The organism is Vibrio sp. Isolate25, from assembly GCF_022398025.1.
Taxonomy (GTDB): domain Bacteria; phylum Pseudomonadota; class Gammaproteobacteria; order Enterobacterales; family Vibrionaceae; genus Vibrio; species Vibrio coralliilyticus_A.
Genome location: NZ_JAKEUT010000009.1, coordinates 95,891 through 112,270 on the forward strand (window position 1 = coordinate 95,891; position 16,380 = coordinate 112,270).

A 16,380-nucleotide genomic window follows, 5' to 3' on the forward strand; every position below is an offset into this window, starting at 1 on the left:
CTTAGTCTTGCAGTTGTTGCTCAAGCTGGAAAGTTACCTCCGGCGCCAGTTGTAACTGTTTGGCTAGCTCCTGCAAATAGGCTTTCTCCATGAAATTCTGTTCATCGACAACAATTAGAGACGCGAGATAAATCTCTGAAGCTTGTTGTGGTGACTGAGCGAGTCGAGCAATTTCGCTTGGATCGAGAGGTTTGTTTAGCTCATTGTGGAGCATGGTTTGTAACCCAGCATCCGCACCAGCTTCTTTCAGTGTGGAATCTATGCGCTGCATTTCTTCTGCGTCGACATGACCATCTGCTTTTGCAGCGGCAATCATAGCTTTGATGATGAGCTCGTTATGAATAGTATCGTTGGCATTAAAATCTTCTTGTACTGAGGTTGCTTTTTGCTTGCCTTGCCAATTATTGTAAACGGTATAAGCCAGCGCCCCTAGAGCCGCTGCCCCTCCAATTTTAAGTGCATTTTTACCGACTTTTTTGCCAAGCTTTTTACTTTTTTTAGACCCCATGAGTAGGTTGACTAAGCCACCACCCACTGCACCTGCTCCAAGAGATTTTAGCGCTCCAGAGCTAGATTGCTGTTGCACTTTCTGTTGGCCTTGACGAACAAGATCTGAGTTTAGAGCCTGATTCAATAAACTTTTTAAATCCATTCTGGACCTCCTTAGTTTTGTTCAGACTAACTGAGTCAATATGAATTGAAGATTAATAGAAGCAAAAAGGCGAGCACAGAGCTCGCCTTTGATCGCAGAGTTTGCACGGCTGATACTATTCTTCAGCGTACCCATGAATTCCAAGTAACTTACCATCAAGGTAAGCTTCTTTTTCGTCTTTCATGATCAAGCGTTCTTCAACCAGCCATTGCACGACCAGAGGATAAATCTTATGTTCCTGAGTTTGTACTCGTTCTGTAAGTGTTTCAACCGTGTCTTCATCAAAGATGGGCACTTTAGCCTGTAGGATCACCGGGCCACCATCCAGTTGTTCAGTAACAAAGTGAACACTGGTGCCATGCTCTTCATCACCAGCATGAATGGCTCGTTGGTAGGTGTTCAGACCTGGGTATTTCGGCAGTAGAGAAGGGTGGATATTGATCATTCGGCCTCTATAGTGGCGAACGAATTCACCACTTAAGATGCGCATGTACCCTGCGAGAACAATGACATCTGGCTTATATTCATCAATTTGCTTCATCAATTCATGATCAAACGCGTCGCGGGTATCGAATGATTTTGGATCCAAAAAGTGGGCTGCTGCGCCTGCTTTCTTAGCTCGCTCCAAGCCATAAGCTGTTGCTTTGTTTGAAAAAACAGCGGTCACTCGGCCAGTACTGATCTTGGTTTCACAAGCATCAATAATCGCCTGTAAGTTCGAACCATTTCCTGAAACTAAAACAACAATACTCTTCATAATTTATTTGATCTCTACTTGTTCTTCATCAGCACTGGCATCAGCGATTTCACCAATAACCCATGCCTTCTCACCTTCTGCTTCAAGCAACGCCACTGCCGCGTTTGCTTGTTCTTTTGGCAGCGCAATAACTAGACCAACACCACAGTTAAATGTGCGGTACATTTCGTGAGTGGTCACATTGCCTTTTTCTTGCAGCCAGTTGAAAATCACAGGCCATTCCCAGCTATTGCCATCGATAACAGCTTTGGTGCCTTCAGGCAGTACGCGAGGAATATTTTCCCAGAAACCACCGCCAGTAATGTGAGAAATTGCATGAATGTCGTGCGCTTCAATCATTTTTAGCGCCGATTTGATGTAAATCTTTGTTGGTTCCAGCAGATGTTCGCCGATAGTACGGCCTGCTAGCTCTTCATTCTTATCTGCGCCCGATACTTCGAGAATCTTACGAATGAGTGAATAACCGTTTGAGTGAGGACCACTTGAACCTACCGCGATAAGCGCATCGCCTGCCGCGACTTTGCTGCCGTCGATAACATTTTCTTTTTCTACGACGCCAACACAGAAGCCCGCTACATCATAGTCTTCCCCTTCGTACATGCCAGGCATTTCAGCAGTTTCACCACCAATAAGCGCACAACCGGCTTGTACACAGCCGTCAGCGATACCGGAAACAACGTCTGCCGCAGTATCAACATCCAGTTTGCCTGTCGCGTAGTAATCGAGGAAAAACAGTGGCTCAGCACCTTGCACAATCAAGTCATTTACGCACATAGCGACAAGGTCGATGCCTATGGTGTCGTGTTTTTTCATATCCAAAGCAAGACGAAGTTTGGTTCCAACCCCGTCAGTACCTGAGACCAGTACCGGCTGCTTATATTTGGTTGGTAGTTCGCACAAAGCACCAAAACCACCAATACCACCCATTACTTCAGGGCGACGAGTACGTTTAACGGCACCTTTGATGCGGTCTACTAGTGCGTTACCTGCATCGATATCTACGCCAGCGTCTTTATAGCTAAGAGAAGTGTTATCAGCACTCACAAGGAAGTCCTCAGTTTGAAAGTTGGATATGAAATCGGCGCTATTCTAACAGCGGATAAACCAATATAGCAAACGTTTGCGCTGGTTTTTTCTTTTGTTCTAGCGCAAGAATTTGAGAACGAAATCGTTTATAATCTGAAGGTTTGTTTAAAAATCACCTATGTATCCGGAGATGGAAATGAAAGTTGTTGAAGTAAAACACCCTCTTGTTAAACACAAACTGGGTCTAATGAGAGAAGGTGAGATTAGCACTAAGCGCTTTCGTGAGCTAGCAACTGAAGTCGGTAGCCTACTGACTTACGAAGCAACTGCAGACTTTGAAACAGAGAAAGTAACCATTGAAGGTTGGAATGGGCCGGTAGAAGTAGACCAGATTAAAGGTAAGAAAGTGACGGTTGTACCTATCTTACGTGCTGGTCTTGGCATGATGGATGGCGTGCTTGAACATATGCCAAGTGCGCGTATCAGTGTTGTGGGCATCTACCGTGATGAAGAAACACTAGAGCCGGTGCCTTACTTTAATAAGCTAACATCTAATATTGATGAGCGTATTGCGCTGGTTGTAGACCCAATGCTTGCCACGGGCGGTTCAATGATCGCTACGATCGACCTGCTAAAAGAGCAAGGCTGTAAAGCGATTAAAGTCTTAGTTCTAGTTGCAGCGCCAGAAGGTATTGAAGCGCTAGAGAAAGCTCACCCAGATGTTGAACTGTTTACTGCCGCCATTGATGAAAAACTAAATGACAAAGGTTACATCGTTCCTGGTCTTGGTGATGCAGGCGATAAGATCTTCGGTACGGTATAAATTGAAGTATCTCAGCAAATAAAAACGGGAGCCAGCTGGCTCCCGTTTTTATAGGACAAGTTATTTCTTTAAACTTAATGTGCCGACAGTGCGAGGCTTGTCAGATGGTCGCTGAGCGGGTTTATCTGACTTTGTTTTGTAGACGCTTTTGCCTTTATTGGTGCTCGGTTTAGATTTGGAATCTGATTTTCCTCCCCGCCCTTTTTTCGAATTAGGGGCGTGGCGAAATTCTTCGGCATTTTTGCCTTTGAATGTGCGCTGTTTTTGATTGCGCCTTGCTTTTGATTCCTGATTCTCTTCACGACTGTCAAATAGCTTGGCGTCAGTCGCTTTGCGAATGTTACGACCGCGTGAATCTACTTTTGAAGCGTCTTCCGTTCCACTCGATGACTCACACATTGCGAGAATTTCTCTGATCTCGTCATCGCTGAGGTAGCGCCACTGGCCATTTGGGATTCCATCGAGGGTGATATTCATGATACGAACTCGGCGAAGTTTGAAAACCTCATAACCCAGTGCTTCACACATACGACGGATTTGGCGATTAAGGCCTTGTGTGAGGACAATACGAAAAGAGAATTTAGTCTCTTTAGTGACCTTACATGGCAACGTCCTGGTATCGAGAATATCGACACCTGAGCTCATTTTTTTGATGAACTGTTCGGTAATCGGTTTATCGACACGAACAACATACTCTTTTTCGTGATTATTGCCGGCACGGAGGATCTTGTTGACGATATCACCGTCATTGGTCAGAAAGATCAAGCCATCAGATGGTTTGTCTAGACGACCGATAGGAAAGATACGCTTCTTGTGGCCAATGAAATCAACAATGTTGCCGGGAATATCACGTTCAGTGGTACAGGTGATGCCAGTCGGCTTATTCAAAGCGATATAAATAGGCTTGTCTGTGGCGGCGCTGATTGGCTTGTCATCGACACGAACATCGTCTCCCGGAAAAACCTTAGTCCCCATTTCGGGTACTTTTCCGTTAATAGTAACTCTACCTTGTTCGATTAGGCGATCAGCTTCTCGGCGTGAGCAAAAACCGGTCTCACTAATGAATTTGTTTAGGCGTTTGGCATCTTGTGACATGTTGTTCTCTCTAACGTTTCACAACGGCATTAATCGGAAATGAAAAAGCAGCCCTTTGGCTGCTTTGATATTCTAGCACTCTTATGATGACGGAGTAAGCTTAATCTCATTTCAAACCGTGCGTTGTCTAGCCAAGGCGTTTTTGATGGCGTTCTCGATTTTCGAGTTTTTTTTCTGAACTTTTACGTAGCATGACATAAACGGCACCGCTGCCACCATGAAAGCGCTGTGTGCTATGAACGCATTGTACGTCACGAATTTGTTGTAACCACTGTGCGACATAGCTTTTCATTAATGCTGGTGGGTTAGATTTCTCACCGCGGCCATGGACAATAACCACGGTGCGAATATCCATTTGTACGCATTGCTTGAGGAATTTGACTACTTCATCACGGGCTTGTTTTAACGTATGCCGGTGTAAGTCTAAGCGGGCTTGAATAGGATACTTCCCCAAGCGTAACTTGCGATACACACCTTCTTGCACTCCATCGCGTTTAAACTCGATAATATCCTCTGGTTTAAGCATGGGAGCATGGTCAACAGACAAATACTCGGGATCGTCTTCGGTTAGCCAAATGGCGGCTTCACGCTTTGCGAGTTGTGCTTCGGTGACTTGATGGTGCTTTTTATGTTCGGCTGTATCATGTTGAATGGGCTTAACATCTCCCATCATTTCTTGGAATAAGGCGAAATCATCATCGTGAGACATAACTGCATCTCAGAGTAGGGAATGAGTAACTGTATTATACCCATGACAACGGATAATAGAGCAGAAATTTCTAATGCTGAAAGTAAAAAACCGAAGTAGACAAAGAATCTACTTCGGTGCATAGCGATACTCTATTCGAAAATAGGGCTAAGCGATCTAGTGAGGAGATTTGTCGTTCATTACTTTGTAAATGAAGTAACCGCCATAAAATAGCATCAGACCCAAAGCCCCAAAGATGACTAACATTGAAGATAGTCCTACTGCATTACCAAACAGGAGATTCAGCCAAAAGTCCATGTTCCCTCCAAATCCAAAGTAGTGATGACATGGATTAAATTAATAGACGGTTACAATACCGGTAATGATCTGGATCAATTGTATGGTTTTGGTTGCGTATTTGTTTCTTGTGCTGTGTTTGTGCTCACATTTTATCACCCGTTGGTGGTGTTTTAGTCAAACAAGCCTAAATGTAAAAAAACTTAGTAAAATGGCTTGCGTTAACGATCAGAATCCGTAATATACGCCTTCGTTGACGGGCAATCAGCTCGAAGAAACATCTCGGTGAATAGCGCAGCTTGGTAGCGCATCCTGAGGTTAGGAATAGCGGGAGTAGAGGGCGACCCTCTGATGCAGCGAAATCCTAGCAAAAATTTTCGGTGAATAGCGCAGCTTGGTAGCGCATCTGGTTTGGGACCAGAGGGTCGGGGGTTCGAATCCCTCTTCACCGACCATATATAAGAAAGCCCGCTATTTGAGCGGGCTTTTCTCTTTTCAACAGCAAACTTATTGCTGCAACGACTAATATTCAAACTCACAGTTCGCGGCCTTACTCTGCGAAAGTTGTGATACCTTAAAGCCACTATCTTTGAGCAAATCCAAAACACTCTGCTCACCAACTAGATGTAATGCACCGACAACCATCACGTAAGAGCCTTTGCGTTTAGGTGACCAGCTTGGTTCTGACAGTTGTTCCGCCCAGTCGATGTTTCTTTGGGTCATAAAACTCTGTTCGAATTCTGGAGACATTTCTGTCAGGCTGGCGAATTCATTTAATTTATCCAAATCACCCGCTTTCCAACTTTCTATCAGGCAGTGAGTGGCATCTTCTGAGTGGTCAAACTCTTCAATAGCGCTAACCAATAGCTCTTTACCCGCTTCTTTTTGTCCTGTAAGTAAATCAATCTGAAACTGAATCGACTCCAAACTAATAACGGGAATGTCTTGGAGAGTAGCTTTGTACATCAAATGAGTATCGATGCCATAAGCTGCCTGGTAGCCGAGGTACTCGATTTGTTTCATCTGTAATGCCAGCGCGGTTGCCCATGGCGGGGACAGCATCAGCTGTTGTTGGTCCATGTTAAGTAGATTAGCCATCCCTTTAAGCTCGTTCTGCTGTGCTGGGCTCAGGACATCCTTGGTCAGTAACGTCACGGGCGGGTAGCTGACTCCCTGTGTTTTGCGTATGTCTGTTTCCATGATTAGCCCGTCACTGGACTTAAGCCGTTCAGTGATTGTTTGAGGCAGTGGGTACATGCTTTCATCTCCGACATGTACTGAACCCAGAATTAAATAGTTGAGTTTGCCCTTCTGAGCTTGCCAGTAAAGAGGTTCTGCTACAGAGGAGGTTGAGATAGCCAGAGCCAGAAACAGTAGACAAAATTTATACATAGGGTCTGTCGCCTTACGGAAAATTTGTTGAAATGGTTAGGTTTTGACGTGGTTTAACGAGAGCAAACTGCGTCTAAAATCACACTTTTCTATTTTACATCCTAGCTTAGCGTAATCGGATGATTGCTGTCTTGTGATCTAAGTCCTAATTCATTTGTTGTTGTTATGAATAGGTGCGATCAAATTCTCAGTAATACCGTCAAATGATTTGTGTTGATTTTAACGTAGATTGTAAGCTTTTGTTTTTAAATATCATTTTGTTTTTATAAATCTTGAGTTTCGAACACGATCACTTTCACTAGAGTTTAATTTTACGACTAAAAATAAATTGAGATATGTTGTTTCTATTCTTAGTTTTCGAGCTGACTTTTTCGGCTCTATTTACGTGTTGGGGTAAGTAAGATGTTTAAACAAAGTCTGATCGCGGTATCGGTTGTCGCATCACTAGCAGGTTGCTCTGCGTTTCAATCTAATGAGCAAAGTGTTGTTAATTCGCTCGCCAGTAATCTTGATATTCAATATGAAGTGTTGACTAACCACGGCGCAAATGAAGGTCTTGCATGTCAAGACATGGGCGCTGAGTGGGCGTCTTGTAACAAAGTAAACATGACGCTAGTTAACCAAGGTGAAGCGGTTGACTCTAAAGATTGGGCTATTTATTTCCACAGCATTCGTCTGATTCTGGATGTTGACAACGAGCAGTTCAAAATCTCTCGCGTAACGGGTGACCTACACAAACTAGAACCAACAGATAAGTTTGATGGTTTTGCTGCGGGTGAAGAGGTTGTGCTTCCTCTTGTTGCTGAATACTGGCAGCTATTTGAAACTGACTTCATGCCAGGCGCGTTTGTTGCTGCACCAAATGCAGAGCCTAAGATGATCGCTTCTCTTAACACCGAAGACGTTGCATCTTTTGTGACTGGCCTTGAGGGCAACAACCTAACACGTACGCCAAATGACAACAACGTATTTGCAAACGCTGTGTCTCGTTTCGAGAAGAACCAAGACCTAGAAAAACAAGACGTATCAACCACGTTACTACCAACGCCAATGTCTGTTGAAGCAGGTAAAGGTACGGTAGATATCGCGGCGGGTATTGCGCTGCCTAAAGACGCATTCGATGCGACTCAATACGCAGCAATTCAAACACGCGGCGAAGTGGTAGGTGTAGATGTTCAAGGCTCCCTTCCTGTAGGTATCACTGTTGTTCCTGCAGACTTCAGCGGTGAGTTGGCAAAATCTGGTGCTTACGAAATGAGCATCAAAGGCGACGGTATTGTGATTAAAGCGTTCGACCAAGCAGGTGCTTTCTACGCAGTACAATCACTCTTTGGTCTGGTAGATAGCCAAAATGCTGATTCTCTACCACAACTGTCTATTAAAGATGCGCCGCGTTTTGATTACCGTGGTGTGATGGTGGACGTGGCTCGTAACTTCCACTCTAAAGACGCAATCCTTGCAACGCTTGACCAAATGGCAGCGTACAAGATGAACAAACTACACCTTCACCTAACAGATGATGAAGGCTGGCGTTTAGAAATCCTGGGTCTGCCTGAGCTGACTGAAGTGGGTGCTAACCGTTGTTTCGATTTGGAAGAGAAAAGCTGTTTACTACCTCAGCTTGGCTCAGGTGCAACGACAGACAACTTTGGTTCTGGTTTCTTCAGCAAAGCAGATTACGTGGAAATCTTGAAATACGCGAAAGCGCGTAACATTGAAGTGATTCCTGAAATCGATATGCCAGCACACGCTCGTGCCGCTGTGGTATCAATGGAAGCACGTTACGACCGCCTAATGGAAGAAGGTAAAGAAATAGAAGCGAACGAATATCGATTGATGGATCCACAAGATACATCGAACGTAACCACGGTTCAGTTCTACAACAAGCAAAGCTTCATCAACCCATGTATGGAATCTTCAACTCGCTTTGTCGATAAAGTGATTTCAGAAGTCGCAACAATGCACAACGAGGCTGGTGCGCCGCTAACAACATGGCACTTTGGTGGTGACGAAGCGAAGAACATCAAGCTAGGTGCTGGTTTCCAAGATGTGAACGCTGAAGAGAAAGTAAGCTGGAAAGGCACGATTGACCTATCTAAGCAAGACAAGCCATTCGCACAGTCTCCACAATGTCAGACGCTAATTGCAGACGGTACGGTAAGCGACTTTGCTCATCTACCAAGCCATTTTGCGGAAGAAGTATCGAAGATTGTGGCAGAGAAGGGCATTGCAAACTTCCAAGCATGGCAAGATGGTCTTAAATACAGTGAAGGTGAGAAAGCGTTCGCAACAGAAAACACACGCGTTAATTTCTGGGATGTACTTTACTGGGGTGGCACATCATCAGTGTACGAGTGGTCTAAGAAAGGTTACGACGTGATCGTTTCTAACCCAGACTACGTTTACATGGATATGCCATACGAAGTTGACCCGAAAGAGCGTGGTTACTACTGGGCAACGCGTGCAACAGACACTCGTAAGATGTTTGGCTTTGCACCAGAGAACATGCCTCAGAATGCAGAAACTTCTGTAGACCGCGATGGCAACGGCTTTACTGGCAAAGGTGAAATCGAAGCGAAACCTTTCTACGGTCTATCAGCACAGCTTTGGTCTGAGACAGTACGTAACGACGAGCAATATGAGTACATGGTATTCCCTCGCGTACTAGCAGCAGCTGAGCGTGCATGGCACCGTGCTGACTGGGAAAACGACTACAAAGTGGGTGTTGAATACTCGCAAAACTCTAACCTAGTAGACAAAGCTGCGCTAAACCAAGACTACAACCGCTTTGCCAACGTAGTTGGCCAACGTGAACTGGCTAAGCTAGAGAAATCAGGTATTGATTACCGCCTACCTGTACCAGGTGCGAAAGTAGAAGAGGGCAAGCTAGTGATGAACGTTCAGTTCCCTGGTGTCAAGCTTCAATACTCTCTAGATGGTAAGAACTGGCTAACTTACGCAGATAATGCTCGTCCAAATGTGAAAGGTGAAGTCTTCATCCGCTCTGTGTCTGATACAGGCGAGAGAGTAAGCCGCGTGACTAGCGTGAAGTGATTTTCTCCCTTTCCGATAGAGGGAAAAGCAAACAAAAACGCCCGATCTATGATAGGTCGGGCGTTTTCATATATGAAGCTGCGATTAAGCGATTTGAGTTTGCTGCTCTTCTATTTGCTCAGCATTGCTGATTGGAGATTCTGCGCCGTGCATCCAACGAACCAGTGTGTTTGAGAACAAGAGCAAAATGACACCAGATATGATCGCGGTAACCGCGATGCCACTAAAGATAGCAAATGCGCCAAGTTCGCCAACATGTGAGCCAACATAGCCAGCGACATAGTTAGCAATCGCATTACAGCCGAACCACGCGCCCATCATCAGAGAAGCGAGGCGGAGCGGGGCTAACTTAGTCACTAATGACAAACCGATTGGAGACAGGCAAAGCTCACCGAGAGTATGGAAGAAGAAAGCGCCAACTAGCCATAGCATGGAGGTTTTCACCGTGGTATCACCACCTTGTTCAATTACCGCACCAACCATACATAGGAAACCAAGTGCGAGGAAGAACATAGCGAGAGCAAATTTGACCGGTGAGTTTGGCTCTCGTTTCCCAAGCTTGACCCAAAGTACTGCAAGTAAAGGAGCAAGTGTAATGATGAAGAATGGATTGAGTGATTGGAACCAAGCCGCAGGTACTTCGAAGCCGCCAATCATACGATCTGTGTATTGCTGGGTGTAGATGTTCATCAGGCCACCCGCTTGCTCAAAGCCAGCCCAGAAGACAATAGTGAACAGGCTCATCACCAAAATAACTTTGATGCGGTCAAACTCTTCTTTCGTTAATGGCTCTTTCTTAGAGGACTTTTTGAGGGCCAAATCTCTCTTGGCTGCAGGCTCACGGCCAATGTCCCCAAGCCATGACTGAGCGAGGCTCATCTGCATGATCAGGCTGATGAGCATACCGATACCCGCGACAACAAAGCCAGACTTCCAGCCAAATTCATTGGTAACAGAGCCCGCAACAACTCCTGCTAGTAGCGCGCCTATGTTGATACCCATGTAAAAAATGGTAAACGCTCCATCGCGTCGGTTATCGCCTTCCTGATACAAGTCACCCACCATGGTTGAGATGTTTGGCTTAAATAGGCCATTACCCGCAATTAAAAGCGCAAGACCGAGATAAAAGGTGTGTACGGTACCTAGCCCCAACATATCTGCTGGCATGGCTAAGGTGAATTGGCCGACGGCCATTAAAGCGCCACCAATAAGAATAGAGCGGCGTTGTCCGAGGTAGTTATCGGCTAGCCATCCGCCAATAAGGGGAGTGATGTAAACGAGTCCAGTATAGATGCCGTAGAGATCCAAAGCATCTTTAGTCGACCAGCCTAAACCACCGTCAAGTGTTGCATCGGTAAGGTAAAGAACAAGGATTGCACGCATTGCGTAGTAAGAAAAGCGTTCCCAAAGTTCGGTACCGAACAAAAGGAACAAGCCACGAGGGTGTCCAAAGAATTGTTGATGTTGGTTTGACATAAATATTACTAATGTTTGTTATTAAAGAATTTTATTTGTTTTCTACATATACTCCGTAGTAGATCTATCTGCAATGGCTCTATTTATTAGTCATGCTTATGGTTTTGTTGTAACCGTTTGAAATAAAAGAAATAATGGCTTTTAATTGCTGAAAATAACGTACCATAAACTTAGTTTGCAAAATCGAGATTATGATTTTTACAATATGCTGTCATATCTGAAAAAAAGAGAAGTGGGCAGCGCTGAGAAAGGGGGGCTAGTAAGTGAGCAAACTGATTGCTTTGCAGTATTTGAAGAAGTTTGTTGTGAAATAAGAAAGAGGCTCAATGAGCCTCTTTTAAGTTTGGTTAGTATGAATCGTTGTGAACGCTCTGAACAGCTCGGCCTGATGGGTCAGCCATGTTCTTGAATGACTCGTCCCATTCAATCGCCTTAGCTGAAGAACAAGCGACTGATGGGCCGCCAGGGACACATTCTGCCGCCGATGGAAGCGGGAATAGTTCTTCAAAGATTTCACGGTATACATAGCCTTCTTTTGTTGTCGGCGTGTTGTATGTGAAGCGGTAGGCAGCCGTTTCCATTTGCTGATCAGAGACTTTTGCTTCAGCCACTTCTTTAAGCGTATCGATCCAGCTGTATCCGACACCATCAGAGAACTGCTCTTTCTGACGCCATGCGATTGAATCTGGTAGGTAGTGTTCGAAACACTCACGCAGGATGTGTTTCTCCATCTTACCGTTACCACACATCTTATCTTCTGGGTTTAGGCGCATTGCCACATCGATAAATTCTTTATCTAGGAAAGGCACTCGACCTTCAACGCCCCATGCCGCAAGTGATTTGTTCGCGCGTGCACAGTCGAACATGTTGAGAGCAAGCAGCTTACGAACCGTCTCTTCGTGGAACTCTTTTGCGTTTGGCGCTTTGTGGAAGTACAAGTAACCACCGAAGATTTCATCGGCACCTTCACCAGACAGTACCATCTTAATGCCCATCGCTTTTATCTTACGACCCATTAGGAACATTGGCGTTGAAGCACGGATAGTCGTAACGTCGTATGTCTCGATGTGGTAGATAACATCACGAATTGCGTCTAAACCTTCTTGAATCGTATAAGTCATCTCATGGTGAACAGTACCGATTTTGTCTGCCACTTCTCGCGCTGCTTTTAAGTCAGGCGCACCCTCTAAGCCGACCGCAAATGAGTGCAGTTGTGGCCACCATGCTTCGGACTTCTCATCATCTTCAATACGCATCGCCGCAAAACGTTTTGCTACCGCTGAAGTAATAGAAGAGTCCAAGCCGCCAGAGAGAAGCACACCGTAAGGCACGTCTGTCATGAGCTGGCGCTTAACTGCAGCTTCAAGTGCTTCAGTCAACTCTTCTTTGCTGGTGGAGTTGCCTTGGACTGCAGCGTACTCATTCCAGTCACGGATGTAATAGCGCTTAGGTTCTGCATCACCACTTCCATAGTAACAACCAGGAGGGAATTCGCTGACGGTTTTACATACTGGCACCAATGCTTTCATTTCAGAAGCGACATAGTAGTTACCGTGTTCATCGTAACCTTGGTAAAGCGGAATGATACCAATGTGATCACGGCCGACGAGATAGGTGTCTTTCTCTTCATCATACAGAACGAATGCGAAAATACCGTTGAGTTCTTCGAGAAGGTCAGCGCCCATATCTTGGTAAAGCGCTAGGATGACTTCACAGTCAGAGTCGGTTTGAAAATCGTATTTACCTTCATAACGTGCACGGATTTCCTTGTGGTTGTAGATTTCACCGTTTACCGCAAGGATGTGCTTTTTATCAGCGCTATACAGAGGTTGTGCTCCACTATTTAATCCAACAATAGCAAGACGCTCATGAGCGAGAATGGCTTTTTCTGAAGAGTAGATACCTGACCAGTCAGGGCCACGATGACGAAGTTTCTTAGACATTTCTAGCGCTACAGGGCGAAGAGCTTGAGCGTCACTTTTGATGTCTAGAATACCGAAGATAGAACACATACAACTTCCTTATAAACCTTATTTAATCTGCTGAGTTCAATTTGCCATTTTGATTAAAAAAATCAACAGTCACTGATAAAAAAGTTTAACTAACAAGGTTGTTGTTAAATTTTATCTAACATTAACCTTGATTTGATGAATGGGCTCTATGTTTGGTTCGTTTTTTAAACGATTTAAGGTGTTAGTAAAGAAAAGGCAGCTATGTCGCTGCCTTGTTCGTACGTTATTGTGAAGTGCTGAAGGTCGGTTTCAATTGCTCACAGACGTGCCTAGCGAAGCCACTCCCTGCTTCGCTATATATGTTAAACGCAGCGTCTACCCCTCCTTCATTCAGGCTTTCAAGCTGATCAGGGTATGCTGCGATAGCTGCGATCTGGCCTTGAAATTTTTTGCTCTGTAGCTGCTCTAGTGCAGTTTGGTTCCCTTGGTGATGAGGCATGGCGAGTAGAACTAACTTTACGTTGGCCGTATCGAGGATACGTTCCCAGAAGTCAGGGTCAGTGGCATCTCCGGCGATCACATTTCGTCCTTCAGCTTGATGCTGTACAGCCGCGTCCTCTCTCACTTCAATACCTAAGCAAATCTTTCCATAACGCGAGCGTAACTCATCATAGGCACCAGTGCCTATGCGTCCCATACCAAGGATCAGAACTTGAGCATTCCCCGGATTAATGAGCTGATCGCGAGTGTGAAGTTTCTCCGCTGCATGTTCTTTTAACCAGCGGCCAGAACGACGGTATAACTCGTGGCCTTTACGGTTGAGTGGTGATGCTAGAACAAAGGAGATGGAGACCGCCAATGCTAAAGCAACCAATATATCTCCGCTCATCCAGCCCATTTTAAAGGCGAGTCCACCAACGATGAGACCGAATTCACTAAAGTTAAATAGGCTCAGTGTGGTGAGTAATGAAGTCCGTACACGGAACTTAAAGGTGTTCAGTACGGCAAAATATAGAATCCCTTTCAGTGGCAATAGCAGTAAGAACAAAATAGCTAAGGCAAAACCTGACATGGTAGGTTGCGCTGCCAAACCGATATTGAGGAAAAAACAAACGAGAAAAAGTTCTTTTAGATTAAACAGTGATTTAGAAAGTTCTGATGCCTTGCGGTGCCCAGCAAGGAGCATTCCTAGGATCAAAGCGCCAAGATCTGGCTTCATTCCGACCAGCTCGAATAACCCAGCACCGACGACTAGCGCAAAGAAAATACCGAATAGTACCAGCATTTCGCCATGGCCAACCCAGTCGAGCATCTTGTAAAAGGCAGGGCGCAATAATGGCAGAGCAAAGAGTACAATGGCGTACCACTCAGGCAGTTTGCCCGTTGAAGCGGTTAGAAACACCACAGCAAAGATGTCCTGCATAACTAGAATACCAATCGCCATAGTGCCGTAAGTGGCATTCATCTCCCCTTTTTCTTGGAGAGATTTCACGGCGAAAACGGTACTAGAGAAAGAGAGTGCGAAACCAAGCAGGAGCAATTGCTCTGCTGACATGCTCGCTAGTGAGCTGACACCTAAGAATTTGAAGCAGAGTAGGGCAGCACTAAATAAAAGGGTAGATAGCAGATTGTGTATGGTGGCCCCCGCCCAGATTTCTTTGGATAGTAGTGTTTTGATATCCAGTTTTAAACCGATTGTGAACAGCAAGAGGGTCACTCCAAGATCGGCTAGCGTGACTATGGTGCCATTCGTTTCAAAACCAAAAGCGTGCAAAGCAAAACCAGCCAGTAAGAAACCGACCAAAGGGGGCAAGTTGCACTTGAGGGTAATGAACCCAGCCAGAAAGGCGGAAGAGATTAAAATGAGTTCCATATGAATCTGATTCTTGTCCTAATAAAAACGGGTTACATAATTGTAACCCGTTATTCTAACTCAACTGATTGCTTACTAGATCAATCTTCGAGCAATTTTTGTAACAAAACGCCGTTAAGCATCGCACGTTTTATCATTGCAAATGCGCCAATCGTTGGCTGGCTATCGATCTCAGAGGCGACAATCGGCAGTCCACTGTGGAAAGTAGTGAGAGACTGGTTTTCCACATTGCGACGAATTGCAGGGAAAATAATCTCTTCGCAACGGGTAATATCCCCGGCGATAACGATTTTTTGTGGGTTAAACAAGTTAATAGTAATTGCAATGGCTTTACCTAACTGGTTACCTACCCGAACCAAACTTTGTTTGGCCAGTTCATCACCCATGTTTGCGTGATCACACACTTCTTTAATCGTAATGGTTTCCAGTTCTGTCAGGCTGGATTCATAACCTTGTTTGATTAATTTTTTTACTCGCTCAACGATCGCGGGGTTAGCTGCTACCGTTTCGAGGCAACCAAAGTTACCGCACTGGCATTGTTCCCCTAGGGGATCGATCTGAATATGACCAATTTCACCGACGTTGCGATTGAAACCCAAGAAAACTTGGCCGTTGACGATAATACCTGCCCCTGTACCACGATGAACACTGACTAAAATCGAATCTTGGCAATCTTTACTCGCGCCAAAGTAATGTTCCGCAAGCGCCATACCTCGAACATCATTACCGACGAAGCATTGAACATGGAAGGTGTTTTCGATCAGCTCGGCGAGGGCAAGGTTATCGATACTGATGTTAGGCATATACTCGACAACGCCAGTTTCAGGGTTTACCAGACCGGGTAGAGAAACACCAATGGCGATCAACTGGTTGATGACCGAGTGGTTAGATTGAATAAAGTTTTTTAGGTGAGAGGTGAGACCGTCAACTAAATCTTCTTGAGTGGTATAGAAGAATTCCTGATATCCAGAAACCAATTCTTTACCACCAAGATTGTAGAGGCTGAATTGAATGTAATCTCTGCCCAAACGTACGGCTACTGAATGGAAAGGCTCGACTTCGGTGGTCAGTGAAATCGCACGACGCCCTCCCGTTGAGGCTTGCTGTGCGACTTCTTTGATAAGACCACGTTCGAGTAATTGGCGGGTGATTTTTGTAACGCTTGCTGGCGCGAGTTGACTAACGTCCGCGACTTGGATTCGAGATATCGGCCCTTGTTGATCGATCAGTCGATAAACTGCTGCGCTATTTAGCTGTTTTACTAAGTCTACGTTACCTATTTGTCCGCCATTCAT

General features: G+C 45.1%; 13 protein-coding genes and 1 tRNA gene. 3 read left to right on the top strand and 11 right to left on the bottom strand.

All coding sequences use genetic code 11. The annotated features are described in order from the left end of the window. Window position 1: 1 nt before the first annotated feature. From L1D15_RS16285 to purM, 3 genes are all read right to left on the bottom strand, one after another. On the bottom strand, window positions 2-652 hold the full coding sequence (locus L1D15_RS16285) for a tellurite resistance TerB family protein (protein ID WP_239876436.1): 651 nt from the start codon (window positions 650-652) through the stop codon (window positions 2-4). Window positions 653-767: 115 nt separating this feature from the next. Continuing rightward, window positions 768-1,409, bottom strand: coding sequence for a phosphoribosylglycinamide formyltransferase (gene purN / locus L1D15_RS16290; protein ID WP_239867412.1), 642 nt, complete (start codon window positions 1,407-1,409; stop codon window positions 768-770). 3 nt (window positions 1,410-1,412) lie between these two features. Beyond that, window positions 1,413-2,453, bottom strand: a complete 1,041-nt coding sequence (gene purM / locus L1D15_RS16295) for a phosphoribosylformylglycinamidine cyclo-ligase (RefSeq protein WP_239837530.1) — start codon at window positions 2,451-2,453, stop codon at window positions 1,413-1,415. Between the two features lie 178 nt (window positions 2,454-2,631). Here purM and upp point away from each other — a divergent pair, with 178 nt between their 5' ends. Further along, the gene (gene upp, locus L1D15_RS16300) at window positions 2,632-3,258 is read left to right on the top strand and encodes a uracil phosphoribosyltransferase (protein ID WP_239837531.1); all 627 of its coding nucleotides are present in this window, start codon (window positions 2,632-2,634) and stop codon (window positions 3,256-3,258) included. A gap of 60 nt (window positions 3,259-3,318) precedes the next feature. Here upp and rluF read toward each other — a convergent pair whose 3' ends face one another. The 3 genes from rluF to L1D15_RS16315 form a co-directional block, all read right to left on the bottom strand. Beyond that, window positions 3,319-4,353, bottom strand: coding sequence for a 23S rRNA pseudouridine(2604) synthase RluF (gene rluF / locus L1D15_RS16305; RefSeq protein WP_239876437.1), 1,035 nt, complete (start codon window positions 4,351-4,353; stop codon window positions 3,319-3,321). 127 nt (window positions 4,354-4,480) lie between these two features. Beyond that, window positions 4,481-5,062, bottom strand: a complete 582-nt coding sequence (gene smrA / locus L1D15_RS16310; RefSeq protein ID WP_239876438.1) for a DNA endonuclease SmrA — start codon at window positions 5,060-5,062, stop codon at window positions 4,481-4,483. A 156-nt stretch (window positions 5,063-5,218) separates the two neighbouring features. Then, the gene (locus tag L1D15_RS16315) at window positions 5,219-5,359 is read right to left on the bottom strand and encodes a DUF3149 domain-containing protein (RefSeq protein WP_006959603.1); all 141 of its coding nucleotides are present in this window, start codon (window positions 5,357-5,359) and stop codon (window positions 5,219-5,221) included. Between the two features lie 357 nt (window positions 5,360-5,716). Here L1D15_RS16315 and L1D15_RS16320 point away from each other — a divergent pair. Next, window positions 5,717-5,793, top strand: a tRNA-Pro gene (locus L1D15_RS16320). Window positions 5,794-5,860: 67 nt separating this feature from the next. On the opposite strand, the gene L1D15_RS16325 is transcribed toward L1D15_RS16320, so the two are convergent. Further along, window positions 5,861-6,730, bottom strand: a complete 870-nt coding sequence (locus tag L1D15_RS16325) for a TraB/GumN family protein (protein ID WP_239876439.1) — start codon at window positions 6,728-6,730, stop codon at window positions 5,861-5,863. 402 nt (window positions 6,731-7,132) lie between these two features. On the opposite strand from L1D15_RS16325, the gene L1D15_RS16330 reads away from it, so the two are divergent. Further along, a complete protein-coding gene (locus tag L1D15_RS16330) occupies window positions 7,133-9,784 on the top strand; it encodes a beta-N-acetylhexosaminidase (protein ID WP_239876440.1) in 2,652 nt (883 codons plus the stop codon). Window positions 9,785-9,868: 84 nt separating this feature from the next. On the opposite strand, the gene L1D15_RS16335 is transcribed toward L1D15_RS16330, so the two are convergent. The 4 genes from L1D15_RS16335 to L1D15_RS16350 all read right to left on the bottom strand — a co-directional run bounded on the left by L1D15_RS16335 (window position 9,869) and on the right by L1D15_RS16350 (window position 16,380). After that, complete coding sequence (locus L1D15_RS16335) at window positions 9,869-11,260, bottom strand: peptide MFS transporter (protein WP_239867426.1); 1,392 nt, start codon at window positions 11,258-11,260, stop codon at window positions 9,869-9,871. 347 nt (window positions 11,261-11,607) lie between these two features. Beyond that, window positions 11,608-13,272 carry an asparagine synthase B gene (gene asnB / locus L1D15_RS16340; protein ID WP_239876441.1) on the bottom strand — a complete coding sequence of 555 codons (1,665 nt, stop codon included), beginning with the start codon at window positions 13,270-13,272 and terminating at the stop codon, window positions 11,608-11,610. Window positions 13,273-13,495: 223 nt separating this feature from the next. Next, window positions 13,496-15,085 (bottom strand): cation:proton antiporter family protein, encoded by a 1,590-nt coding sequence (locus tag L1D15_RS16345; RefSeq protein ID WP_239876442.1) that lies wholly within the window; start codon window positions 15,083-15,085, stop codon window positions 13,496-13,498. Between the two features lie 80 nt (window positions 15,086-15,165). After that, window positions 15,166-16,380, bottom strand: a complete 1,215-nt coding sequence (locus tag L1D15_RS16350; protein ID WP_239837539.1) for an ROK family protein — start codon at window positions 16,378-16,380, stop codon at window positions 15,166-15,168.

What these genes read in the sequence shown, in the direction of transcription:
- rluF (WP_239876437.1), bottom strand. Translation starts at nt 4,353, where the DNA reads ATGTCACAAGATGCCAAACGCCTAAACAAATTCATTAGTGAGACCGGT.
- L1D15_RS16345 (WP_239876442.1), bottom strand. Translation starts at nt 15,085, where the DNA reads ATGGAACTCATTTTAATCTCTTCCGCCTTTCTGGCTGGGTTCATTACC.
- smrA (WP_239876438.1), bottom strand. Translation starts at nt 5,062, where the DNA reads ATGTCTCACGATGATGATTTCGCCTTATTCCAAGAAATGATGGGAGAT.
- L1D15_RS16325 (WP_239876439.1), bottom strand. Translation starts at nt 6,730, where the DNA reads ATGTATAAATTTTGTCTACTGTTTCTGGCTCTGGCTATCTCAACCTCC.
- upp (WP_239837531.1), top strand. Translation starts at nt 2,632, where the DNA reads ATGAAAGTTGTTGAAGTAAAACACCCTCTTGTTAAACACAAACTGGGT.
- L1D15_RS16335 (WP_239867426.1), bottom strand. Translation starts at nt 11,260, where the DNA reads ATGTCAAACCAACATCAACAATTCTTTGGACACCCTCGTGGCTTGTTC.
- L1D15_RS16350 (WP_239837539.1), bottom strand. Translation starts at nt 16,380, where the DNA reads ATGAATGGCGGACAAATAGGTAACGTAGACTTAGTAAAACAGCTAAAT.
- L1D15_RS16285 (WP_239876436.1), bottom strand. Translation starts at nt 652, where the DNA reads ATGGATTTAAAAAGTTTATTGAATCAGGCTCTAAACTCAGATCTTGTT.
- asnB (WP_239876441.1), bottom strand. Translation starts at nt 13,272, where the DNA reads ATGTGTTCTATCTTCGGTATTCTAGACATCAAAAGTGACGCTCAAGCT.
- L1D15_RS16315 (WP_006959603.1), bottom strand. Translation starts at nt 5,359, where the DNA reads ATGGACTTTTGGCTGAATCTCCTGTTTGGTAATGCAGTAGGACTATCT.
- L1D15_RS16330 (WP_239876440.1), top strand. Translation starts at nt 7,133, where the DNA reads ATGTTTAAACAAAGTCTGATCGCGGTATCGGTTGTCGCATCACTAGCA.
- purN (WP_239867412.1), bottom strand. Translation starts at nt 1,409, where the DNA reads ATGAAGAGTATTGTTGTTTTAGTTTCAGGAAATGGTTCGAACTTACAG.